Source organism: Pseudoxanthomonas suwonensis 11-1 (assembly GCF_000185965.1).
Classification (GTDB): domain Bacteria; phylum Pseudomonadota; class Gammaproteobacteria; order Xanthomonadales; family Xanthomonadaceae; genus Pseudoxanthomonas; species Pseudoxanthomonas suwonensis_A.
The window spans coordinates 68,278-91,669 of the sequence record NC_014924.1 but is presented as its reverse complement, the minus strand read 5'-3'; the positions used below and the strand labels follow the sequence as shown (position 1 = coordinate 91,669).

Below are 23,392 nucleotides of genomic sequence, written 5' to 3'. Positions count from 1 at the left end.
TGGATCAGGGCCAGGCCGGCGGGTTCGCCTGCCAGGCCGCGTGGACCTCCGCCAGTACCGCGCGCTCTTCCGCCGTCCAGTCCGGCAGCAGGTCGGGATAGTTGGCCGGATCGCTCCACAGCCGCGGTTCGGTGCGCACCGCCGCGGCATACCACTGCACCGCCTCGTCGCGGCGACCCACGGTCCACAGCGCCAGGGCGTAGGTCGGTGGCTGCCATGCCGGCGTGCCCGGCCAGCCGCCCACCAGGCCGGACCAGTGCTTCAGCGCCTGCCCAGGCTGGCCGGCGCGATAAAGGTCCCAGCCATAGTTCCAGGCCACCGCACGCTGCAGGTTCTGCTTGCCGGCCGCATTGCGCAACGCGGCCTCGTACAGTTCCTGGCCCAGCTCGGCGCGGCCGGAACGCATCGCGATGCGTGCAAGCTGCGCGCGCGACTCGACGTCGTTGGGCTTGCGCTTGATGTTGGCCGCCAGGCGGTCCAGCACCGCGTCGTCCTCGCCACGCAGGGCGACGATCGCACGCGTGGTCTGCGGATCCTCGGCGAAGTAGAACTCCTTCGGTGCCGGCAGCGCCTGCGCCAGCGCCACGGCCGGACAGAGCAGCAGGCAAGCCAGCAGTACATGCTTCTTCACTTGCATTTCCCCAGGGACGATTGCCCTCCCGGGGCGCAATGCTAACGGCATGGAGGTGAAGGGGACAGCGCGCGCTGTCGCAAACCGCGCGCTTGATTATGATGTCGGGCTATCGCCGGGTGCCCGGCCAGCCAACGCTCCAAGGCCTGTGATGACCAGCACCGCCGAATTGACATCGCCCGCGTCCGCCAACCAGCCCGGGCTCGACAGCTTCGACGCCGACTACACCCTGGAGCACCGCTACACCCGCCGCGATGGCCGCATCTACCTGAGCGGCGTGCAGGCGCTGGTGCGCCTGCCGCTGATGCAGCAGCTGCGCGATACCGCGGCGGGCTTCAACACGGCGGGCTTCATCAGCGGCTACCGTGGCAGCCCGCTGGGCGGCTTCGACCTGGAGCTGTGGCGCGCGCGCAAGCACCTGGAAGAAGCGAAGGTGCGGTTCCAGCCGGGCCTCAACGAGGACCTCGGCGCGACCATGGTCTGGGGCACGCAGCAGACCAACCTGTTCCCGGGCGCGAAGGTCGAGGGCGTCTACGCCATGTGGTACGGCAAGGGCCCCGGTGTCGACCGCTGCGGCGACGTGTTCAAGCACGGCAATGCTGCCGGCACCTCGAAGTACGGTGGCGTACTGGCGCTGGCCGCCGACGACCACGCCTGCCGCAGTTCCACCCTGCCGCACGGCAGCGAGGATGAGTTCGTCAGCGCGATGATGCCGGTACTCAATCCGGCAGGCGTGCAGGACATCCTCGACCTGGGCCTGGTCGGCTGGGCGATGAGCCGCTACACGGGCCGCTGGATCGGCTTCAAGACCATCGCCGAGACGGTGGAGTCGTCCGCGTCGGTGGACGTGGATCCGTTCGCGCGCCAGATCGTGCTGCCCGGGGACTTCGAGCTGCCGCCGGGCGGGCTCAACATCCGCTGGCCGGATCCGCCGCTGGACCAGGAGATGCGCCTGCACCGCTACGCGGTGCGCGCGGCGCAGGCCTTCGCCCGCGCGAACAACATCGACCGCATCGTGATGGACTCGCCGCGCGCGCGGCTGGGCATCGTCACCACCGGCAAGAGCTACCTGGACGTGCTTCAGGCGCTGGAATACCTGGGCCTGGACGAGGAAGCGTGCCGCGACATCGGCATCCGCGTGTACAAGGTCGGCATGACCTGGCCGCTGGAGCCGCAGGGCATCGCCGCCTTCGCCCGCGGGTTGGAGGACATCGTCGTGGTGGAGGAAAAGCGGGCCTTCATCGAGCGGCAGATGAAGGAGCAGTTCTACAACTGGCCGGAGGCCTGGGGCCGGCGCCCGAGCATCGTCGGCAAGTACGACGAGGCCGGGGAGTGGATCCTGCCGTCCACCGGCGAGCTGACCCCGGCCACCATCGCCGGGGTGATCGGCCGCCGCATCCAGCGCTTTTTCACGACGGAGTCGATCGAACAGCGCCTGCACTGGATGGAGGAGAAGGAAGCGGAGATGGCACTGCCGCGCGCGCAGTTCCCACGCGTGCCGCACTACTGCTCCGGCTGCCCGCACAACACCAGCACCCGCGTGCCGGAAGGTTCGCGCGCGCTGGCGGGCATCGGCTGCCATTACATGGTCACCTGGATGGACCGCTCCACCGACACCTTCACCCATATGGGTGGCGAGGGCGTCACCTGGGCGGGCCAGGCACCGTTCACCGAAACCGAGCACGTGTTCCAGAACCTCGGCGACGGCACCTACTTCCACAGTGGCTCGCTGGCGATCCGCCAGGCCGTCGCCGCGAAGGTGAACATCACCTACAAGATCCTCTACAACGACGCGGTGGCCATGACCGGCGGCCAGCCGGTGGACGGCACCCTGACGGTGCCGGACATCGCCTGGCAGATGCGTGCCGAGGGCATCGACACCATCGTCCTGGTCAGCGACGACATCTCGCGCTGGCACAAGCGCGAACTGTTCCCGCCGGGCATGGAGTTCCACGACCGCGCCGAACTCGACGCGGTCCAGCAGCGCCTGCGCCAGGTCAAGGGCGTGTCCATCCTGATCTACGACCAGACCTGTGCCACCGAGAAGCGTCGCCGCCGCAAGCGCGGCAAGCTCGAGGACCCGCAGAAGCGGGTGATGGTCAACACCCTGGTATGCGAGGGCTGCGGCGACTGCGGGCAGAAGAGCTTCTGCGTGTCGGTGCTGCCGCAGGAGACCGAGTTCGGGCGCAAGCGCCAGATCGACCAGTCCAACTGCAACAAGGACTACAGCTGCGTCAACGGCTTCTGCCCCAGTTTCGTCACCGTGCATGGCGGCAAGCCGCGCAAGGGTCCGCGTGCCGCGGCCGAATCCCTGCTCGACAACCTGCCGGCACCCCCTCGGCGCACTGATCTCGAGCGTCCCTGGAACATCCTGATCACCGGCGTCGGCGGCACCGGCGTGGTGACCATCGGTGCCCTGCTGGGCATGGCCGGGCACCTGGAAGGCAAGGGCGCCACCGTGCTCGACCAGACCGGCCTGGCGCAGAAGGGCGGCGCGGTCACCACCCACATCCGCCTTGCGCGCACGCCGGGCGACATCCATGCCGTGCGCATCGCCGCCGGCGAGGCCGACCTGGTGCTGGGCTGCGACATGGTCGTGGTCAACGACTACTGGGCGCTGTCCAAGGTCCGCCCCGAGCGCTCCGAAGTGGTGCTCAACACCTACGAGGCGATGCCCGGCACCTTCACCACCCAGCCGGACCTGCACTTCCCCGCCGCCGAGATCATCGCCGGGGTGAAGCTGGCACTGGGCGGGCGCGAGCCGCGCCTGATCGACGCCACCCAGCTGGCCACCGCGCTGCTGGGCGACGCCATCGCCACCAACCTGTTCATGCTCGGCTACGCCTGGCAGCTGGGCCTGGTGCCGCTGTCCGAGGGCGCGCTGATGCGCGCGATCGAGCTAAACGGCGCCGCAGTGGAGATGAACAGGCAGGCCTTCGCCTGGGGCCGCCTGGCGGCCGTGGATCCGGAGGCGGTGGCCAAGGCCGCCGGCCTGGTCGCCAACCCGGTCACCGCGGCGGAGGAATTTGCCGACGACCTGCAGGTGCTGCCGCCGGGCGACTGGGAAGGCAGCGAATGGGGCAGCACCAGCGCGCCGCGCCCGGCCACCGGCGGACGCGAATGGCGCGGGCTGCCGGCGCTGGCGGCCGATGCCGCGGGCAATGGCCAGGCCTCGCCGCTGGATACCGCCACCGGCAACGTCGCCCCGCTGCCGCTGGACGACCTGCGCCTGTCGCGCAGCCTGGAGGAACTGGTCGAACGCCGCCGCGTGTTCCTGACCGCCTACCAGGACCGCGCCTACGCCGAGCGCTACACGAAGCTGGTGGAGAAGGTCCGCGCCGCCGAGAGCGCGCGCGTGCCCGGCTCGACCGCGCTGACCGAAGCGGTGGCGCGCTACGCGTTCAAGCTGATGGCGTACAAGGACGAGTACGAGGTCGCGCGCCTGTACACGGGCGGCCACTTCCAGCGGCGCCTGCAGCAGCAGTTCGAGGGCGACTACCGCCTGCACTTCCACCTCGCCCCGCCGCTGCTGGCGAAGAGGGACGAGCAGGGTCGCCTGGTCAAGCGCGAGTACGGGCCGTGGGTGTTCACCGCGTTCCGCTGGCTGGCCAGGCTGAAGTTCCTGCGCGGCACCGCGTTCGATCCGTTCGGCCGCACCGCCGAGCGGCGCATGGAGCGCCAGCTGGTCGAGGACTACTTCGCCACCATCGAGCGCCTGCTGCAGAAGCTGGACGCCGGCAACGTCGGCCTGGCCGCGCAGATCGCCAGCATCCCTGACCAGATCCGCGGCTACGGCCACGTCAAGGAAGCACACCTGCACGCGGCCAAGTCGCGCGAAGCCGAGCTGCTGCGCGAATGGGACAACCCGCTGCGGGTGGTGCTGCACGCCGACGCCGCCTGAGGGCGGCACGGCAGGCCTGGCCGGTTGCTCAGGCGGCCGGCGCCGGACCGGTGGAATCGCGCAGCTGCAGCGCGTAGGGCATGTGCACCATGCTGCCGGCGCCGCGGTCGCGGATCGATGCCAGCAGCTGCATGGTCGCGACCTGGGCCATGTCCCGGGTCGGCTGCTGCACCGTGGTCAGCTGCGGGAAGATGTGCTTGGAGATGGGCGTGTTGTCGAAGCCGCAGACCGAGACCTCGGCCGGCACCCGCAGGCCCATCTCGCTGGCCGCGCGCATCACGCCGGCGGCCATGTCGTCGTTGGCGGCGAAGATCGCGGTCGGCCGCGGCTGCAGCGACAGCAGGCGGCGCCCGGCCTCCAGGCCGGAGTCGAACGAGAACTCGCCGTGCACCACCAGCTCCGGGTCGTAGAGCAGGCCGGCACGGCGCAGCGCGGTACGGTAGCCGGCCAGCCGCCATTCGCTGGCCCCGTGGTCCGGATGCCCGCGCACGTGTCCGATCCGGGTATGCCCCAGCGCGACCAGGTGCGCGACCAGCTCGCAGACCGCGTCGTGCTCGTCCAGGGTCACGCCGATGCGGCCCTCGCGCTTGTACGGCGAGATGCAGGTGAACGGGATGCCGCGCTCGTCCAGCCGGTCCAGCAGGGCCTCGCTGTCGGTCAGCGGCGGGGTCAGGATCAGCCCGTCCAGGCGCGAGCCGGAGAGCAGGTTGTCCACGGTTTCCACGCACCCCGGCGACTGGTACGCCACCGGCTGCATGACCATGCCGTAGTGGTGCGCCTCGCAGGCATCGACCACGCCGGTCACCACTTCCATCAGGTAGTTCGGCGACGGGTTGTCGTACAGCAGCGCGACCAGGTAGGAGCGGTTGCCGGCCAGGCTGCGCGCGGAAGGATCGGGACGGTAGTTGAGCGCCGCCACCACCTCGCGCACGCGCTGCCGGGTCGACTCGCGCACGCCCGGCTCGTTGTTGAGCACGCGCGAGACGGTCTTCATCGAGACGCCGGCCGCCGTGGCCACGTCCTCGATCCGGGCCCGCGCCGGGGCATGCCCCGTGCGCTGGGCGCGGATCCCGTCGTCGCTGGCCGGCCCGGCGTTCACCAGAAGATCGCGTACAGCGCCACCAGGATGGCGACCACGCCGAGGGCGCCGAAGTTGAAGCCGGCGGTGGTCGAATAGCTGACGTCGTCGGTGCGGATCAGGTCGCTGCCCTCGCGCTGCGGCGCGGTGGCCAGCGAGACCACCACGGCCAGGGCCAGGGCGAGCAGGAACACCAGGCCGACGCGGTCGATGAACGGCAGGCCTGGCCAGGCCAGCTTGAGCACCACCGACAGCACGAACGAGCCGATCGCCGCGGCCAGTGCACCGGCCTGGTTGGCGCGCTTCCAGAACAGGCCGAGCATGAAGATCACCACGATGCCCGGGGTGAAGAAGCCGGTGTATTCCTGGATGTACTGGAAGGCCTGGTCGAAGCTGCCCAGCAGTGGCCTGGCGGCGAGGATGCCGACCAGCACCGACAGCGCGGCGACGATGCGACCCACCCGCACCAGCTTCGGCTGCTCCGAATCCGGACGCATCTTGGCGTAGAAGTCCAGGGTGAAGATGGTCGCCACCGAATTGATCTTGGACGCCAGCGAGGCCACGATCGCCGCCACCAGCGCGGCGAACACCAGGCCGAGGATGCCGGTGGGCAGCAGGCCCATCATCGTCGGGTAGGCCTGGTCGGGCCGGTCCAGCGTGGGCGCCAGCATCACCGCGGCGATGCCCGGCACCACCACGATCACCGGCATCAGCAGCTTCAGGAACGCGGCGAACAGCACGCCCTTCTGCGCTTCCTTCAGGTCCTTGGCGGCCAGCGCGCGCTGGATGATGTACTGGTTGAAGCCCCAGTAGCTGACATTCATGATCCACATGCCGCCGACCAGCACGCTGATGCCCGGCAGGTCCTTGTAGAACGGGTTGTCCTTGCTGAGGATCATCTCGAAGTGGCCGGGATGCTCGGCCCACAGGCGGCTGAAGCCGGCGGCGATGCCCGCGCCGTCGCCGAGCTTGCTCAGGGTCAGGCCCGCGACCAGCAGGCCGCCCAGCACCAGCAGGGTGACCTGGACGATGTCGGTCAGCGCCACCGCCTTGAGTCCGCCGTAGAGCTGGTACACCAGCGCGAACACACCGATCAGCACCACCGCGGTCATCTGGTCCATGCCGGTGACCTGGTTCACCGCGATCGCGCCCAGCCACAGGATCGAGGTGATGTTCACGAACACGTACAGGCCCAGCCAGAACACGGCCATGAGCGTGCGGATGCTGGTGCCGTAACGTTCCTCGAGGAACTGCGGCATCGTGTAGATCTTGTTGCGCAGGAAGATCGGCAGGAAGAACTTGCCGACGATCAGCAGCGTGGCCGCCGCCATCCACTCGTAGGAGGCGATGGCCAGGCCGATGGCGTAACCGGATCCGGACATGCCGATGATCTGCTCGGCCGAGATGTTGGCCGCGATCAGCGAGGCGCCGATGGCCCACCACGGCAGCGAGCGGCTGGCCAGGAAGTAGTCGCTGGCCGACTTCTGGTGGCCGGCCTTCTCGCGCGAGACCACCTGCGCGAGGATGAAGATGCCTGCCAGGTAGGCAAGCACGATGGCGATGTCCAGCGTCGCAAGTCTCACTCGGGTTCCTCCGCGATCAATCGGGCCGGCGACCCTGGGGTCGCCGCGTGCAGTTGGTGGGCCACGGAGGCCGGCGGTTCGCGCGATGCGTTCCCGCGCCGTGGTCGCCGCGCCGATAGCGCGCACGACGTTGTCCCCCAGGCCTGACAGCGCTGTCTTATCGATGCCCCGGCCAGCGCTGTCAAACGCGATGGCGCCGGGCTGCTGCGGCTGCCCGCATTGCCCGCCGCGGGGCGCGTGGCTGCGTGCTGCGGGCCATGCGCAGGGCACGGCGGCCACTGCGATGCAGCAAAGTTTTGCGCGAAACGTCCAGCCTGCGATGCGTCGGCTGGAGATGGAGAAAGGGCCGGCGGATGCGATCCGCCGGCCCTTCGGGCCTTACTCGCCGCGCGGGCAGTCGACGATGTGCTCGGCCTCGCTGACCGCACCGATGGCCACGCGCGACACCGACAGCGCCGCCTCGGCATCGCCATGCAGGCGCAGCAGCACGTCCAGCGCGGAGGCATCGGCGCCGGCGTGGGCCAGGCACTTCAGCGGCACGCCCACGGTGGTCCACTCACCGGCCGGCAGCGCCGCCAGCGATTCGCGCAGCGACACCGGCTGGCCGCGGCCGGCGCTGATGCCGAGCTTGCCGCTGGCCGGGATCGAATCCGGGCGCACGGTCAGCACCAGCAGCAGGTCGCCGTTGGTCTCGCGCGACAGGTCCACCGCCGGCTCGGCATAGACCGAAACGGTGGCCGGGGTGGTGCCCGACCAGGCGAAGCGGCGCGAGTCCTCCTGGCGCTGGTGGTCGACCGCGGTCACCTCGATGCTGCCGTCGTGCAGGCGGGCTGGTACGGTGGTGATCTGGGCGGTGTGGTTCTGCGCGTTCTCCACGCGCATCGCCAGGCCCGGGGCCAGCATGGCGTTGGAGAAGTACACGCCGGGGGCGGCATGCAGGCCGTCGATGCCGGAGTCTTCCGGCAGCGCGTCCAGGTCGCCCTTGTCGGCGTAGGTCAGGCCGTGGCCGAACGGGAACAGCGCCTTGTAGTCCGGCGAACGCACGTTGCCCTCGGTGGCCTGCGCCGGCCAGGAGAAGCTCAGCTTGCCCTTGAAGTCGTGGGCGACGCTGCCATCGGCCTTGCGCAGCAGGACGTCGGCCACGCCGGCGCCCTCCGAACCCGGCAGCCAGGCGACCACGAAGGCGTCGGCGGCGTTGATCTCGCGGTTCATCCACAGCGGCCGGCCGGTCAGGAACACCGCCACCACCGGGATCCCATCGGCCTTCAGGCGCTTGATCAGCTCCAGGTCGGCGTCGTTGCCCGGCTTGTACAGCAGGTTGGCGATGTCGCCCTGGAACTCGGCGTAGGGCTCCTCGCCGAACACGACCACGGCCACGTCCGGCTTGGCCTTGTACTTGCCGTCCACCGCCAGCTCGGCGTTGCCGCCGGCGGCCTTGACCGCGCGCTCCAGGCCCTGCCAGATCGAATCGGCGTTCGGGAAGTCGGCGCGGGTGGTGCCGGTGCCCTGCCAGGTGAGGGTCCAGCCGCCGGCCTGCTTGGCCAGGTTGTCGGCACCGTCGCCGGCGACCAGCACGCGCTGCTTCGGCGACAGCGGCAGCAGGCCGCCCTGGTTCTTCAGCAGCACCAGCGACTCGCGCACCGCCTGGCGGGCGACCTCGCGATGCTCCGGCGCCCCCAGCAGCTCGAACTTGCCGCCCAGCGCGCGCTCGGAGGGCTTGGGCTTGTCGAACAGGCCCATCAGGAACTTCACCCGCAGGATGCGGCGCACCGCATCGTCCAGGCGCTCCTGCGCGAGCGTGCCGTCACGCACCGCGGCCAGGGTGGTCTCGTACATGCCCTTCCAGCTGTCCGGGGCCATGGCCATGTCCAGGCCGGCTGCGAAGGTGGCGGGGCAGTCGTCGTTGCTGCAGCCGGGGATCTGGCCGTGGCCGTTCCAGTCGCCGACCACGAAGCCGTTGAAGTTGAAGCGGCCCTTGAGCACGTCGGTCAGCAGCGGCTTGTGGCCGTGCAGCTTGGTGCCGTGGTAGCTGTTGAACGAGGCCATCACCGCCTGCGCACCGGCATTGATCGCGGTGACGTAGCCGGCGGCGTGGATCTCGCGCAGTTCCTGCTCGGTGGCCAGGGTGTCGCCCTGGTCGCGGCCGTTGCTGGTGCCGCCGTCGCCGAGGAAATGCTTGACCGAGACCATCACGTGGCGGTCGTCGAGGAAGTCCGGCGCGCCGGCCTTGCCCTGCAGACCTTCGACCATCGCCCGGGCGAAATCGGCCACCAGCTGCGGATTCTCCGAATAACCCTCGTAGGCACGGCCCCAGCGCACGTCCTGCGGCACCGCCACGGTCGGGGCGAAGGTCCACTCCATGCCGGTGGTGCGGGTCTCCTGCGCGGTGATCTCGCCGATCCGCCGCTGCAGTTCGATGTTGCGGGTGGCGCCCAGGCCGACGTTGTGCGGGAACAGGGTCGCGCCGACCACGTTGCTCTGGCCGTGCATGGCGTCGATGCCCCAGATCACCGGGATCGCCTTGCCGCCGCCGGAGGTGTCCATCGACGCCTCCCAGAAGGCGTCGGCCAGCTTCAGCCACTCTTCCGGCCTGGCGTTGTACTTGCCACCGGGATCGGAGCTGCCGCCGGCCAGGACCGAGCCGAGGCGGTACTTGCGCACGTCCTCGGGGGTCAGCGAGGCGATGTCGCCCTGCACGACCTGGCCGACCTTCTCCTCGAGGGTCATGCTGGCCAGCAGCTCGTCGATCTTCTTCTCGATCTCCGGGTCGGCCTTGAGCGGCCACTCGACCTGCGGCCAGCTGTCGGGATTGATGCTGCCATCGGCGGCGGCAGGGGTCGCGGCGGGGGCCGAGGTGTCGGCCTCGCTCCTGCCGCAGCCGCCCAGCAGGGCCACGGCGACGGCCATGGCCAGGGTCGTACCGATCCGGGTGGCGGGCGCACGCGCGCCAGCAAGCTTGCTGCTCAAGGTTGTTCCTCCCTGGTGACGTTATCCCGGCTCCGCGCGGCCATTGCCCTCCCGGCCCACGGAGCGGTCCGGCGCAGAGGCTCCGGCCAAACTGTCAGCGCTGTCAATCCACGTGGCACAACCGTGCGCGGGCCCATGGAGCCCGTGCCGGCGGGGTCCGACGGGATAACCCCGGCCTGTCGGGCGATCCGTACGCCGCCCGGTGCAATGGGCGTCCCGGCAGTCGCCGCTGCGGGGCACGGAACGTGCTGCGACGCAACAGGGAAATGCGTTGCCCGCGCCCGCTCCCGGGGCCCCGGCCGGTGCCGTTCCGGGACGCCGTCCGGCGGGCCGCTTCCGAAGCCGGCGCGTCCATCCCTATAATCGGCGAGCTGTGGCCGCCGGGCCGCTCGCCAATAGGATGCGATGTGCGCAACTACGACCTGGAATTCCTGAAGCGTTTCTCGATGGTCCTGGGCATGCTTGGCCTGATCACCCTGGGGCTGATCCTGCTGGCGTACCACCTGCATGGCCGCATTCCGCCGGAGGTCTCGGCCTCGGCCGCCGCCCGCACCCAGGAGCGCATCGCTCCGGCAGGCGCGGTGTACGCCGGTGACACCGGCGCTGCCGCCCAAGCCGCCGCCGCGGCCGCCGCCGCTGCCGCCGCCGCCTCGCAGGTCGCCTACGGCGGCACCACCGACGGCTCGGTGATCTTCCAGAACCTCTGCGGCGCCTGCCACACCAACGGCGTCGGCAATGCCCCGACCCTGGCTCGCGGCGACTGGAACGCGCGCATCGCCCAGGGCAAGGACACGCTGTACAAGCACGCCGTCGAGGGCTTCACCGGCAATGCCGGCGTGATGCCCCCGAAGGGCGGCAACCCGGCCCTGACCGAGGAGCAGGTCCACGCCACGGTCGACTGGATGCTGGACAACCTCAAGTAAGCCAGCCCGCATGGACACCATGGACGCCGCCCCAGGGCGGCGTCCGCGTTTCCGGGCCCCGCCGGGCCGAGGATCAACAATGCAGTACCGCCGCCGTTCCCTGCCGGGGCCCGCCCGCCTCCTGCTGGCCACGCTCCTGCTCGCGCCGCCGCTGGCGCTGGCCGGGCCCGCCTCCTCCGCCCTTGGCAGCCTTGCCCGCGGCGAAGCACCCACCGGCCCGCTGCGGGTCGAGGGCGTTGTCACCGGCGATTTCCGCGCCGGCCTGGGCGGCTTCTACCTGCAGGACGCCGGCGACAGCGACCCGGCCACGCCGGACGCGCTGCTGGTCCAGGCGGGACCGGAGCTGGCGGTGCCGCCGGGCTTCGGCCCGGGCATGCACTGCCAGGCCAGCGGCGAACTGGTCGAGCTGCGCGCCGGCGCCGACCGCCTGCGCGCGCTGGCGGCAGCATCGATCGGCCCGTGCCGCGCCGCGGTTCCGGCCGAACCGGTGCGGGTATCGGCGCTGCCTTCCAGCTGGGAACCGCTGGAGGGCATGCGCGTGCGCATCGAGGCGCCGCTCACGGTCACCGGCACCCATGCGCTGGAACGCTATGGCGAGCTCACCGTGAGCTTCGCCGGGCGCCAGTGGCAACCCAGCGAGATCGCCCTGCCCGGCACTCCCGAGCATGCCCGCCTGGCCGCGGCCAATGCCCGCCAGCGGCTGCTGCTGGACGACGGCAGCGGCCAGCGCGATCCGCAGTCCATCCCGTACCTCGGCGAGGCCAGCACGCCGCGGGTGGGCAGCATCGTCCAGGGCGTGGAAGGCATCCTCGAGCGCCGCCATGGCAGCTGGCGGATCCAGGTCGAGCAGCCGCTGCAGCTGCAGGCGGCCGGGCGCCCGCAGCCGCCACGCGTGCCCGGCACGCTCAAGGTGGCCGCGTTCAACCTGGAAAACCTGTTCAATGGCGACGGTCGCGGCGGCGGCTTCCCGACGAAGCGCGGCGCCAGGACCCACGCGGCGATGCAGGCGCAGCTGGCCAAGCTGGTGGCGACCGTGCACGGCCTGGACCCGGACATCGCCGCGCTGATGGAGCTGGAGAACGACGGCTACGGCCCGGAGTCGAGCATCGCCCAGCTGGTGGACGCGCTCAACGCCGATGGCGCGCAGTGGCGCTTCGTCGACGCCGGCCACGGCCCAGGCGGCGACACCATCCGCGTCGGCCTGATCTACCGCGCCGACCGCGTGGTCGCCAGGGGCGAACCGGCGGTGCTGGAAGGTGGCCCATTCGGCGAGCGCAGCCGCGTGCCGCTCGCCCAGGCCTTCGTGCGCAAGGGCGGCAAGCGCGACCTGGTCGTGGTCGCCAACCACCTCAAGTCCAAGGGCTGCAGCGAGGCGACCGGCGCAGATGCCGACCGTGGCGATGGCCAGGGCTGCTGGAACGCGCTGCGCACCGATTCGGCCCGGCGCCTGCACGCGTGGCTGAAGACCCATCCGGTCGGCAGCCGCGCCGGTCGCGTGGTGATGCTTGGCGACTTCAATGCCTACGCCATGGAAGACCCGCTGCACTGGCTGCGCAGCGAGGGCGGCTGGGTGGACGCGTTCGCCGCGGCCGGGATCGAGCGGCCGTGGAGCTATGTCTACGACGGCCTCAGCGGGCGCCTGGACCATGCCCTGCTGAGTCCGTCCCTGGTGCCGGCGCTGCGCGGCGCGGCCGAGTGGCACGTCAATGCCGACGAGCCGGACGATGCCGGCTACGCCGGGCGCAACGAGCCGGGCCCGTGGCGCAGCTCGGACCACGACCCGCTGCTGCTGGGTTTCGACCTCTGAACGCGCGCCCGGCTCAGCCGGGGCCGTGCAGGTAGTCGAGCGAGACCTGCAGCAGCGCGCGCAGGCCCACGTCCAGCGACGTCTCGTCGAGCATGAACTCCGGCGAGTGGTTGCCCGGCGCGGTTTCCGGATCGATGCCCGGCGCGGTGGCGCCGACGAAGAAGAACATCGCCGGCACTTCCTTCGCGTAGTACGCGAAGTCCTCCGCACCCATCTGCAGCGCCGGCTCGTAGACGTTTTCCGCGCCCACCGCGGCCTGCAGGCTGGGCAGCATCCGCGCGGTCAGTTCCGGATCGTTGACCGTGGCCGGATTGCCCTCGCCGTCCGGCACCTGCGCCTCGACCCTGGCCCCGTGCGCGGCGGCGACATGGCTGGCGACATTGCGCAGGTCGGCCAGGATCGCCTCGCGCATGCCAGGGTCGAAGGTGCGGATGGTGCCGACCATCTCCACTTCGTCGGGGATGATGTTGTAGCGCACGCCGCCGTTGATCGCGCCGAAGGTCACCACCGCCGGCAACCTGGCGATGTCGGTGCGGCGGCTGACGATGCTCTGCGCACTGCCGACGATGTCGGCGGCGGCCACCACCGGATCGATCCCGCCCCACGGCCGCGAGCCATGGGTCTGGCGGCCGATCACCTTGATCCCGAAGCGGTCGGAAGCGGCCATCAGCGGGCCGCCGCGCACCGCGATCTTCCCGGCCTGGACCGAGGAGAACACGTGCAGGCCGAAGATCGCCTCCGGCCGGAATCCGTCGAACAGGCCCTGCTCCAGCATCAGCGGGGCGCCGCCCTGCTCGCCCGGAGGCGCGCCTTCCTCTGCCGGCTGGAACACGAACATCACCTCGCCCGGCAGCTGCGCGCGCCGGTCGACCAGGGCGCGGGCCACGCCCAGCAGGATCGCCATGTGCGCATCGTGGCCACAGGCATGCATCACCCCGACCTTCTGCCCTCGGTACTCGCCGGTGGCCTTCGACGCGAACGGCAGGTCGTTGCGCTCGGTCACCGGCAGCGCGTCCATGTCCGCGCGCAGCGCGATCCGCGGTCCAGGCCTGCCGCCCTTGAGCACCGCGACCACGCCATGGCCGGCGACGCCTGTGCGTGGCTCCAGGCCCATCTTCGCCAGCTCGCGCGCGATCACCTGGCCGGTGCGCTGCTCGCGGTTGGACAGCTCGGGGTGCTGGTGGAAGTCGCGGCGCCAGTGGACCACCTGCGCCTGCAGCTTCGCCGCCGCGGCGTCGACCTCGGGCCGTGGCGCCGCCGCATCGGCCGGAGCCGTGGCGCCCAGCGCGAGCAGGCAGGCCAGGGCGAGGGAATGCATGAGCGGCTTGCACGGCATGGGTGGCTCGGCGACGAAGGGAAGAGGGCCACAGGTTAGCCGCTGGCCGTGGCGACGGCGGCACGCGGTGCTGCATCGCCTGGCCCGGTGTCGGACCGGGCGGCGCCTACAATGTCGCTCCTACCAGCGCGTCGCGCCCCCCACCCCATGCCCGAGCTTGCCCTGCAGCTGTTGCTGCTGCTGTTCCTTGCCGGCCTGCTGGCCGGCTTCATCGACTCGATCGCCGGCGGTGGCGGCATGATCACCATCCCGGCCATGCTGCTGGCCGGTATCCCGCCGCTGCAGGTGCTGGGCACCAACAAGCTGCAGTCGCTGTTCGGTGCGGGAACGGCCAGCTGGACCTATGCCCGCCATGGCCACGTCGACCTGCGCGCGCAGCTGCCGATGGCGCTTACCGCGGCCGCCGGCGCGGTGGCCGGTGCGCTGCTGGCGACGGTGGTACCGGGCAGCTGGCTGCGCGCCGTGCTGCCGCTGCTTCTGTTCGGCATCGCCCTGTATTTCTGGCTGAAGCCGGACGTGGGCGCGGTGGAACGGCAGCGGCGTATCAGCGAAAAGGCCTTCGCCCTCACCTTCGTGCCGGTGATCGGCTTCTACGACGGCGTGTTCGGCCCGGGAACCGGCTCGTTCCTGATGCTGGGCTTCGTCGGCCTGGCCGGCTACGGCATCCTCAAGGCCACCGCCCACACCAAGTTCCTCAACTTCGGCTCGAACCTGGGCGCGTTCGTGGTGTTCCTGGTTTCCGGCGCGGTGCTGTGGAAGGTCGGCCTGGTGATGGGCGCCGGCCAGGTGCTGGGCGCACGCCTGGGCTCGCGCTTCGCCATGCGCCAGGGCGCGAAGGTGATCAAGCCGCTGCTGGTGACGGTGTCGGTACTGCTGGCACTGCGGCTGCTCGCCGACCCGGCGCATCCGCTGCGGACCTGGCTGGGGTCCTGAGGGGCATCAAGCAGAGGTCCGTCCGCGACGCAGCGGCCTGGGCTCCGGTAGCCCCCGGGATTCGGGTATTGCCGGACGCCCCACCCGCGCTGCAGGACGCGGGTGTGCTGCAGCAGGCGCGCACACGCCATCCCACCGGAGAGGCGAGTGGTGTCAGCGGAAGACGACGGTCTTGTGGCCGTTGAGCAGGATGCGGTGCTCGACGTGGCGGCGCACCGCGCGCGCCAGCACCTGCGACTCGATGTCGCTGCCGACCCGGACCAGGTCGCGCGGGGTCATGGCGTGGTCCACGCGGGCCACGTCCTGCTCGATGATCGGGCCCTCGTCCAGGTCCGGGGTCACGTAATGCGCGGTGGCGCCGATGATCTTGACCCCGCGCGCGTGCGCCTGGTGGTACGGCTGGGCGCCCTTGAAGCTCGGCAGGAAGCTGTGGTGGATGTTGATCGCGCGCCCGGCCAGGGCCTCGCACAGGCGCGGCGACAGGATCTGCATGTAGCGCGCCAGCACCACCAGGTCGACCTGTTCGCGCTCGACCAGGTCGATGATCGCCTGCTCCTGCTCCCCGCGGTTGGATGCATCCACCGGCAGGTGGTGGAACGGCACGCCGTAGGAGGCGGACAGCGCGGCGAAGTCCTGGTGGTTGGAGGCCACCGCGGCGATGTCCACGCGCAGCTGGCCGCTGTGGGCGCGGAACAGCAGGTCGTTGAGGCAGTGCCCCTGCCTGCTCACCAGCACCAGCAGGCGCGCGCGGCGGCGGGCGTCGTGCAGCTGCCAGTCCATGTCGAACTCGCCGGCAAGGTTGGCGAAGCGTTCGCGGACGCCTTCCAGCGCCTGCGGTTCCGGCAGCTCGAAGTGCACGCGCAGGAAGAAGCGGCCGGTCTCCTCGTCGCCGAACTGCTGGGCGTCGAGGATGTTGCAGCCCTGGCCGAACAGCAGGCCGGAGACGCGGTAGACGATGCCGGTACGGTCCGGGCAGGAAAGGGCGAGGATGTAGTCGTGGCGCATAGGCGCGCCATGGTATGCGAGCGACGGCCGCCGCGCGCGGCCGTTGCAGCTGTTACCGCCCTCCCGGCGCCGCCCGGCTCAGCCGAACAGGCCGCGGACCCCGGGCGGCTCGCAGCGCAGGAACTGCGGCGCGGCCTTGGCCTTCGCCCCGAGCTCGGCGGCGGCGTGCCAGGGCCAGCGCGGGTCGTAGAGGATCCCGCGGGCCAGCGCCACCGCATCGGCCTGGCCGTCGGCGACGATCGCCTCCGCCTGGCGGGCCCCGGTGATCAGCCCGACCGCGATCACCGGCATCCGCACCTGCTCGCGGATGGCGGCGGCGAATGGCACCTGGTAACCCGGGCCGATGGCGATCTGCTGGCGCGGGTCCAGGCCGCCGCTGGAGACATGGATGAAGTGGCAGCCGCGCGCGTCCAGCTCGCGGGCCAGGGCGATGCTCTGTTCCAGGTCCCAGCCACCCTCCACCCAGTCGGTGGCGGAGATGCGCACCCCGACCGACACGTGTTCCGGCAGCGCCGCGCGCACCGCGTCGAACACCCGCAGCAGCAGGCGCAGGCGGTTCTCCAGGCTGCCGCCGTATTCGTCGGTGCGCTGGTTGGACAGCGGCGACAGGAACTGGTGCAGCAGGTAGCCGTGGGCGGCGTGGATCTCGACCAGGTCCAGGCCGATCCGCGCCGCGCGCCGCGCGGCATCGACGAAGGCCTCGACCAGGGCCTCGATGCCCGCCGCGTCCAGCGCCCCGGGCAGCGGATGGCCCTCGTCATACGCCAGCGCGGAGGCGGATACCGTGGTCCAGCCATCCGGTTCGCCGGCGGCGATCGGACCTCCGCCTTCCCATGGACGCGCGGTCGAGGCCTTGCGTCCGGCATGGGCCAGCTGGATGCCCAGCGGGATCGGCGCCCAGCGCCGCAGCGAGGCCACCAGTGCCGCCAGCGCCGCTTCCTGGTCATCGTTCCACAGGCCCAGGTCGGCATGGCTGATGCGGCCGTTGGCCTGCACCGCGGTGGCTTCCAGGATCAGCAGGCCAGCGCCGGACAGGGCCAGGTTGCCGAGGTGGATGCGGTGCCAGTCCGAAACCACGCCCTCGTGCGCCGAGTACTGGCACATCGGCGCGATGACGATCCGGTTGAGCAGTTCCAGGGGACCGAGGTGGAGCGGCGAGAACAGCTGGCTCATGGTCTGTACCTTGATGCGGCCGGGCATTGCAGCGCCGCGGCGACCGGGGTGCAAGGCCATGGCTGGATCGCAGCATCGCGCCACGTTCGCCGCATCTAGGCGGCGTCGACCAGCCCTGGCAGCACCTGCACGCAATCGGCCTCGAGCTTGAGCGCCGCCAGCCCGTCGGCGCGAGTGCGGCCGCGGTTGAGGATCGCCAGCGGGATCCCTGCCTCGGTCGCCATCCTGGCGAAGCGGAAGCCGGACCAGACCATCAGCGAGGAGCCGACCACCAGCATCGCGTCACTGCCGTTCAGGGCGGCGGTGGCCTGCTCGACCCGCGCGCGCGGCACGCTTTCGCCGAAGAACACCACGTCCGGCTTGAGCATGCCGGCACATGCCAGGCACCCGGGCACCTCGAAGCCGGCGAAGTCCACGCCTTCCAGGTCGGCGTCGCCATCAGGCGCGACCGTGGCCATGTGCGTTTCCCAGCCGGGATTGCGCGCCAGCAGCTCCTGCTGGAAACCGGCGCGCGGCTGGCGCAGGCCACAGGTCAGGCACACGACCTGGTCCAGTCGCCCGTGCAGGTCGATCACGCCGGTACTGCCGGCGCGCTGGTGCAGGCCGTCCACGTTTTGGGTCAGCAGGCAGGCGACGCGGCCGCGTGCCTGCAGTCCGGCCAGCGCATGGTGGGCGGCATTCGGCCGGGCCGCGGCGAACGGCGACCAGCCGGCCAGGCTGCGGGCCCAGTAGCGGCGGCGCACATGGTCGTCGCCGGTGAAGGCCTGGAAGGTGATCGGCGGCACCCGCTTCCAGCCGCCATCGGCGTCGCGGTAGTCAGGAATGCCGGAGCCGGTGCTGATGCCCGCGCCGGTAAGCACGAACAGGCGGCGATGGCGGGCGATGAAGTCGCCCAGCGCGGCTCCGCCGCCGGCGGCGTCGAAGGTCGGTAGCGCGGGAGCGGAAGCGTGCATCGGTGGTTGGCAGCGCCGCGGCAGGCGCGGGAACAGGAGCGGTGGGGACATGTTGCACGATATCGCCCACATGTCCGCACCACGGCGTACGGCTGACAGCGTTGTCTTGTGCGGACGGTACGTCGCGCTTACGGGCCCGGCGCTAAGATCGTCGGCCCCCAGAACAGCAAAGGGATCTGCCGTGACCATCAACAGCGAACAGCGTGACCGCATTGCTTCCGGCCAGGGTTTCATCGCCGCGCTCGACCAGAGCGGCGGCAGCACGCCCAAGGCGCTGAAGCTCTACGGCGTCGACGAATCCGCCTATTCCAACGACGCGGAAATGTTCGCGCTGGTCCACCGCATGCGCGAGCGCATCGTCACCAGCCCGTCCTTCGACGGCCGCATCCTCGGCGCCATCCTGTTCGAGCGCACCCTGGACGACAGCTTCGCCGGCCAGGAAGCCGCGCGTTTCCTGTGGGAGCAGAAGAAGGTCGTGCCGTTCCTCAAGATCGACAAGGGCCTGGAGGACGAGGAAGGCGGCGTGCAGATGCTCAAGCCGATCCCGGGCCTGGAGGACCTGCTGGCGCGGGCCAAGGCCAAGGGCGTGTTCGGCACCAAGGAGCGCTCGGTGATCAAGGCCAACAACGCCGTGGGCATCGCGGCCGTGCTCGACCAGCAGTTCGAGCTGGCGCGCAAGGTCCTGGCCGCCGGCCTGGTGCCGATCATCGAGCCGGAGGTGGACATCAAGTCCGCCGACAAGGAAGCGATCGAGGCCGAGCTCAAGCGCGGCCTGCTGGAGCGCCTTGACGGCATCGACGCCTCCACCCCGGTGATGCTCAAGCTGACCCTGCCAAGCGTCGACGGCTTCTTCGCCGAGCTGGTCGCGCATCCGTCGGTGCTCAAGGTGGTGGCCCTCTCCGGTGGCTACAGCCGCGACGACGCCAACGCGAAGCTGGCCCGCAACCCGGGCGTGATCGCCAGTTTCAGCCGTGCCCTGACCGAGGGCCTCGGCGCGCAGCAGGGCGACGAGGAGTTCGACAAGGCGCTGGACGCCTCGATCGAGTCGATCTACCGCGCCTCGATCGCTTGAGGCGTGGATGGGCCCGGGTCCCGCGCGGGACCCTGGCCGCCCCGGGCGGATGCGCCGGCGTGCGAGCTTGATCGCGCCCGGCGCCCGCCTACACTGGGGCCAAGGGGGGGCCGCGGGAACGGCCCGACGGGGAAAACGGGATGATCCTGACGTTGCCGGAAGTGCTGACGCCGGGGGAACTGGCCCAGATCCAGCGCCTGCTGGCCGGGGTCGAGTTCGCGGACGGCCGCGCCACCGCAGGTGAATACCTGCACCGCAAGAAGCAGAACCAGCAGATCCCCTGGAACCATCCGGTGATGAAGGACATCACCGCGCTGGTGATGCAGGCGCTGGGGCGCGACGACACCTTCATGAGCGCGGCGCAGCCGCGGCGCCTGGCCGCGATGCTGGTCAGCCGCTACCAGCCGGGCATGGCCTACGGCCTGCACGTGGACGCGGCGGTGATGGGCGCGCCCAACCACGTGCGCAGCGACGTGTCCTTCACCATCTTCCTCAGCGACCCGGACAGCTACGAAGGCGGCGAGCTGGCCTTCGAGCACGGCAGCGGCGAGATGGCGTTCAAGCTGCCGGCGCGCTCGGCGATCTGCTATCCCACCGGACAGCTGCACCGGGTCCGCCCGGTGGAAAGCGGCGAGCGCATCGCCATCGTCGGCTGGGTGCAGAGCCTGGTGCGCGAGCCGGCGATGCGCGAGATGCTGCACGACCTGTCCGCCGCACGCACCCAGCTGACCGGGCTTGAAGGCGCCGAACGGGCCCTGGAACTGGTCAACAAGTGCTATTCCAACCTGCTGCGGCGCACGGCCGAGCCCTGAACCGGACGGCGGGCAAGGGGGCCGCCGGCACGTTGCCTGCGGCATCATTGGGCACCCGCCGCGCCAAGCCGCGGCGTCTTCCGCTGGCCACCGATGCTGCCTGACACCACCGCCCTGATCGTCGTCGACCTGCAGCCGGACTTCATGCCCGGCGGCGCGCTGCCCTGCCACGAGGGCGATGCCATCGTCCCGGCCATCGACGCGCTGCTGCGCGCGCGCCGCTACCGCACCGTGCTCGCCACCCAGGACTGGCATCCGCCCGGCCACGCCTCTTTCGCCAGCGCCTATCCCGGCCGCCGGCCGTTCGAGCAGATCGAACTCCACGGCCAGCCGCAGACCCTGTGGCCGGACCACTGCGTGCAGGGCACGCCGGGTGCGGCGCTGGACCCGCGGGTGGACTGGAGCGCCGCCGACCTGGTACTGCGCAAGGGAACCCGCGCGCAGGTGGATTCCTACAGCGGCTTCCGCGAGAACCACGGGCCGGACGGCCAGCGCCCGCCCACCGGCCTGGCCGGCTGGCTGCGCGAGCGCGGCATCGGGGAGGTCCATGTCTGCGGCCTGGCCCGCGACTACTGCGTGCTGTGGACCGCGCAGGACGCGCTGGCTGCCGGCTTCCGCGTGCGCTTCCTGTGGGACCTGACCCGGCCGGTGACCCCGGACGGCGACGCGCCGACCCGCGCGGCCCTGGAGGCGGCCGGCATCGTCGTCGGCTGACCGCCTCCGTGGAGAAGAGAACGCCGGCCACCAGGGCCGGCGTCCGGGGGAAGCCGCGGGGGGACGGCTTCCGCACACCGTATGAGCCGGCCGCGGCTCAGAACTCCTGCCAGTCGCCCTCGGCGGCCGCCGCCACCGACAGCGCCGGGAACGCACGACCACCACGCGGGCGCGGGGCCGGCTGCGGCCTGGCTTGCACCGGCGCGGCCGGCGATGCCGGGCGCGACGCGGTACGCGCCGTCGGCCGCGCGGCCCCCGCTTCCAGGCGGAACACCGCCACCGCCTCGACCAGCTGGCTGGCCTGTTCCTCCATCGCGCGCGCAGCCGCGGATGCCTCTTCCACCAGCGCGGCGTTCTGCTGGGTGGTCTCGTCCATCTGCACCACGGTCTGGCTGACCTGCTCGATGCCGGCGGTCTGCTCCTGCGAGGCCGCGGAGATCTCGGCCATGATGTCGGTCACCCGCTGCACGCTGCTGACGATCTCGCCCATGGTGGTCCCGGCCTTGCGCACCAGGCCCGAGCCATCGGCCACCTTCTGCACCGAGTCGTCGATCAGCTGCTTGATCTCCTTGGCGGCACCGGCCGAACGCTGGGCCAGGGTGCGCACTTCGGAGGCGACCACGGCGAAGCCGCGGCCCTGCTCGCCGGCGCGCGCGGCCTCCACCGCGGCATTGAGCGCGAGGATGTTGGTCTGGAAGGCGATGCCGTCGATCACCGAGATGATCTCGGAGATCCTGCGCGAGGAATCCTCGATCGCGCTCATGGTCTCGACCACCTGGCCGACCACCACGCCGCCCTCGGAGGCGACCCCGGCCGCCCCGATCGCCAGCTGGTTGGCCTGGCGCGCGTGTTCGGCGTTCTGGCGCACGGTGGAGGTGAGCTCCTCCATCGACGCGGCGGTTTCCTCCAGGTTGGCGGCCTGCTGCTCGGTGCGGCGGGCCAGGTCGGCGTTGCCCTGCGAGATCTCCGCGGCGGCGTTGTTGATGCTGCCTGAGGCCTGCTGGATGCGGCCGACGATGCCCGTGAGGTTGCGCACGGTGGCGTTGGCCGCGTCGCGCATGTCGGCGAACACGCCCTCGTACTCGCCGTCCATGCGTGCGGTCAGGTCGCCGTCGGCCACGTCCCTGAGCAGGTGCGACAGCGACTGCAGGCTGCCGTCGGCGGTGGCCATCAACCGGTTCAGGTTAGCGACCATGTCGCGGAAGCCGAACTCGAAGCGGGCCTCGTTGCCGCGCTGGCTGAAGTCGCCATGCACCGCGGCGCCGCTAAGGGTGCCGATCTCCTCGCTGAGCGCCAGCATGTTGGACTTCACCTCGTCCATGGCGTGCATCAGCACCGCCTTCTCGCCCGGCAGGCGCGGGAAGTCCTCGCGCAGGTCGCCGCGGGCATAGGCCCCGGCCATGTGTGCGGCCAGCAGGGCGGCGTCGATGTGGCTGCCGATCTGCGCGTTGATCAACTCGCTGAGGGTGCGGTACTCGCCCTGCACCGCCTCCGGGTCCAGGCGCGCCGAGATATGGCCTTCGTCGTGCTGGCGGCCCATCTCGGCCATGCCGTCGAGCAGGGTGCGCAGTGACACGCGGGTGGCCTGGACGGCGCGCAGCACCTCGCCCACCTCGTCGCGTCCGCCGGTCAGGCGCTCGCCCTCGATGCGGCCGGCGGCCAGGTCGCGGGCGGCCGCGGCGGCACGCGCCAGCGGCAGGGTGAGGCTGCGGGTGAACACGATGCCGAGGAACACGCCGAGGACGATCGCGAGCCCCAGGACCGCGAACATGGCGACGCGGGTGCGGTCGGCCGCGGCACTGGCGTCCGCGTAGGCCTGGCCCATCATCTCCTGCTCGTGTTCGAGGTTGGCGGTCACCGCCTCGCGCCAGGCCTGCATGCCCGGGGCCGCGGTGGCGGTGAGGTAGGCCAGGGCTTCCTCGCGCTGGCCGCTGGTGGCCAGGCCGATCACCTCGTTGTTGGTCGGCACCGTCGCCAGGCGCGCATCGCCGATGGCGGCCACCAGGCGCTTGCCCGCCTCGTCGCCCGGCATCGCCGCGAGCTCGTCGTAGGTGGCGACGAAGTGCTCGCGGGTTTCGGTGAGCTTGTCCAGCGCCAGCTGCTGGCCTTCGGCGTCAGCGGTCAGCAGCACCGCCTGCAGGTCGATGTACAGCTCGTTGGCATGGTCGTACAGCAGGTTCGACAGCCGGATCTTGGTGGTGTGCTCGGTGGCGATGCTGCGCAGGTGGCGCTCCAGCATCGAGAGGGAGACGGCCGACACCGTGGCGATCGCCGCCATCAGCAGCAGCATGAGGCCGAAGCCGGCGAACATGCGCTTGCCGACCGTGAAGCGTTGCAGGAACTCGTTCATGGCTACCCGGGGGAGGTCTTGGTACCGGGCGTGCGGCGGGCCGCGCCGCTCCGGCGTCGAGGTGGAGGAATGTCCCCGCACCAGCCGGCCATGCGTGGAGCGTGGGCTGCGGGGGCTGATCGGGGTAGGGGGGTATCGGCGGCCCCGGCCCCGC

Annotated in this window: 16 protein-coding genes; 7 read left to right on the top strand and 9 right to left on the bottom strand. The window is 71.0% G+C overall.

From position 1 onward, the window contains the following. Positions 1-4: 4 nt before the first annotated feature. Complete coding sequence (locus tag PSESU_RS00370; protein WP_428992102.1) at positions 5-631, bottom strand: tetratricopeptide repeat protein; 627 nt, start codon at positions 629-631, stop codon at positions 5-7. 151 nt (positions 632-782) lie between these two features. Between PSESU_RS00370 and PSESU_RS00365 the strand changes: the two genes are divergently transcribed. Continuing rightward, complete coding sequence (locus PSESU_RS00365) at positions 783-4,532, top strand: indolepyruvate ferredoxin oxidoreductase family protein (protein ID WP_013533766.1); 3,750 nt, start codon at positions 783-785, stop codon at positions 4,530-4,532. 28 nt (positions 4,533-4,560) lie between these two features. On the opposite strand, the gene PSESU_RS00360 is transcribed toward PSESU_RS00365, so the two are convergent. The 3 genes from PSESU_RS00360 to PSESU_RS00350 all read right to left on the bottom strand — a co-directional run bounded on the left by PSESU_RS00360 (position 4,561) and on the right by PSESU_RS00350 (position 10,160). Further along, complete coding sequence (locus tag PSESU_RS00360) at positions 4,561-5,631, bottom strand: LacI family DNA-binding transcriptional regulator (protein ID WP_013533765.1); 1,071 nt, start codon at positions 5,629-5,631, stop codon at positions 4,561-4,563. Further along, positions 5,628-7,193, bottom strand: coding sequence for a sodium/sugar symporter (locus PSESU_RS00355; RefSeq protein WP_013533764.1), 1,566 nt, complete (start codon positions 7,191-7,193; stop codon positions 5,628-5,630). Before PSESU_RS00355 ends, PSESU_RS00360 begins: the two co-directional genes overlap by 4 nt. Positions 7,194-7,571: 378 nt before the next feature. Beyond that, positions 7,572-10,160, bottom strand: coding sequence for a glycoside hydrolase family 3 protein (locus PSESU_RS00350; RefSeq protein ID WP_013533763.1), 2,589 nt, complete (start codon positions 10,158-10,160; stop codon positions 7,572-7,574). A 407-nt stretch (positions 10,161-10,567) separates the two neighbouring features. On the opposite strand from PSESU_RS00350, the gene PSESU_RS00345 reads away from it, so the two are divergent. Together PSESU_RS00345 and PSESU_RS00340 are read left to right on the top strand one after the other, a co-directional pair. Then, entirely contained in the window at positions 10,568-11,083 is a 516-nt protein-coding gene (locus PSESU_RS00345) for a c-type cytochrome (protein ID WP_041763681.1), read from the top strand. Between the two features lie 79 nt (positions 11,084-11,162). Then, entirely contained in the window at positions 11,163-12,890 is a 1,728-nt protein-coding gene (locus PSESU_RS00340; protein ID WP_013533761.1) for an ExeM/NucH family extracellular endonuclease, read from the top strand. Between the two features lie 13 nt (positions 12,891-12,903). Here the strand turns inward: PSESU_RS00340 and PSESU_RS00335 are convergent, their stop codons facing one another. Beyond that, positions 12,904-14,208, bottom strand: a complete 1,305-nt coding sequence (locus tag PSESU_RS00335; protein ID WP_041763679.1) for an amidohydrolase — start codon at positions 14,206-14,208, stop codon at positions 12,904-12,906. 165 nt (positions 14,209-14,373) lie between these two features. On the opposite strand from PSESU_RS00335, the gene PSESU_RS00330 reads away from it, so the two are divergent. After that, positions 14,374-15,159 (top strand): TSUP family transporter, encoded by a 786-nt coding sequence (locus PSESU_RS00330; RefSeq protein WP_013533759.1) that lies wholly within the window; start codon positions 14,374-14,376, stop codon positions 15,157-15,159. Positions 15,160-15,312: 153 nt separating this feature from the next. Here PSESU_RS00330 and purU read toward each other — a convergent pair whose 3' ends face one another. The 3 genes from purU to PSESU_RS00315 form a co-directional block, all read right to left on the bottom strand. Beyond that, complete coding sequence (purU, locus tag PSESU_RS00325; RefSeq protein WP_013533758.1) at positions 15,313-16,164, bottom strand: formyltetrahydrofolate deformylase; 852 nt, start codon at positions 16,162-16,164, stop codon at positions 15,313-15,315. A gap of 78 nt (positions 16,165-16,242) precedes the next feature. Beyond that, positions 16,243-17,337 (bottom strand): NADH:flavin oxidoreductase/NADH oxidase, encoded by a 1,095-nt coding sequence (locus PSESU_RS00320; protein WP_041764240.1) that lies wholly within the window; start codon positions 17,335-17,337, stop codon positions 16,243-16,245. 95 nt (positions 17,338-17,432) lie between these two features. Beyond that, a complete protein-coding gene (locus PSESU_RS00315) occupies positions 17,433-18,290 on the bottom strand; it encodes an NAD-dependent protein deacetylase (RefSeq protein ID WP_013533756.1) in 858 nt (285 codons plus the stop codon). Positions 18,291-18,471: 181 nt separating this feature from the next. Here PSESU_RS00315 and PSESU_RS00310 point away from each other — a divergent pair, with 181 nt between their 5' ends. The 3 genes from PSESU_RS00310 (at position 18,472) to pncA (ending at position 20,888) form a co-directional block, all read left to right on the top strand. Next, the gene (locus tag PSESU_RS00310) at positions 18,472-19,362 is read left to right on the top strand and encodes a fructose bisphosphate aldolase (protein ID WP_013533755.1); all 891 of its coding nucleotides are present in this window, start codon (positions 18,472-18,474) and stop codon (positions 19,360-19,362) included. Between the two features lie 140 nt (positions 19,363-19,502). Further along, positions 19,503-20,174, top strand: a complete 672-nt coding sequence (locus PSESU_RS00305) for a Fe2+-dependent dioxygenase (RefSeq protein WP_013533754.1) — start codon at positions 19,503-19,505, stop codon at positions 20,172-20,174. Between the two features lie 93 nt (positions 20,175-20,267). After that, complete coding sequence (gene pncA, locus PSESU_RS00300) at positions 20,268-20,888, top strand: bifunctional nicotinamidase/pyrazinamidase (RefSeq protein WP_013533753.1); 621 nt, start codon at positions 20,268-20,270, stop codon at positions 20,886-20,888. 97 nt (positions 20,889-20,985) lie between these two features. Here pncA and PSESU_RS00295 read toward each other — a convergent pair whose 3' ends face one another. After that, positions 20,986-23,238: a methyl-accepting chemotaxis protein gene (locus tag PSESU_RS00295; RefSeq protein WP_013533752.1), complete on the bottom strand. Its 2,253-nt coding sequence runs from the start codon at positions 23,236-23,238 to the stop codon at positions 20,986-20,988. Positions 23,239-23,392 lie beyond the last annotated feature (154 nt).

Excerpts from the sequence above, each read along its gene's own strand:
- PSESU_RS00365 (WP_013533766.1), top strand. The coding sequence starts at position 783 with ATGACCAGCACCGCCGAATTGACATCGCCCGCGTCCGCCAACCAGCCC.
- PSESU_RS00340 (WP_013533761.1), top strand. The coding sequence starts at position 11,163 with ATGCAGTACCGCCGCCGTTCCCTGCCGGGGCCCGCCCGCCTCCTGCTG.
- PSESU_RS00335 (WP_041763679.1), bottom strand. The coding sequence starts at position 14,208 with ATGCATTCCCTCGCCCTGGCCTGCCTGCTCGCGCTGGGCGCCACGGCT.
- PSESU_RS00330 (WP_013533759.1), top strand. The coding sequence starts at position 14,374 with ATGCCCGAGCTTGCCCTGCAGCTGTTGCTGCTGCTGTTCCTTGCCGGC.
- purU (WP_013533758.1), bottom strand. The coding sequence starts at position 16,164 with ATGCGCCACGACTACATCCTCGCCCTTTCCTGCCCGGACCGTACCGGC.
- PSESU_RS00320 (WP_041764240.1), bottom strand. The coding sequence starts at position 17,337 with ATGAGCCAGCTGTTCTCGCCGCTCCACCTCGGTCCCCTGGAACTGCTC.
- PSESU_RS00315 (WP_013533756.1), bottom strand. The coding sequence starts at position 18,290 with ATGCACGCTTCCGCTCCCGCGCTACCGACCTTCGACGCCGCCGGCGGC.
- PSESU_RS00305 (WP_013533754.1), top strand. The coding sequence starts at position 19,503 with ATGATCCTGACGTTGCCGGAAGTGCTGACGCCGGGGGAACTGGCCCAG.
- pncA (WP_013533753.1), top strand. The coding sequence starts at position 20,268 with ATGCTGCCTGACACCACCGCCCTGATCGTCGTCGACCTGCAGCCGGAC.
- PSESU_RS00295 (WP_013533752.1), bottom strand. The coding sequence starts at position 23,238 with ATGAACGAGTTCCTGCAACGCTTCACGGTCGGCAAGCGCATGTTCGCC.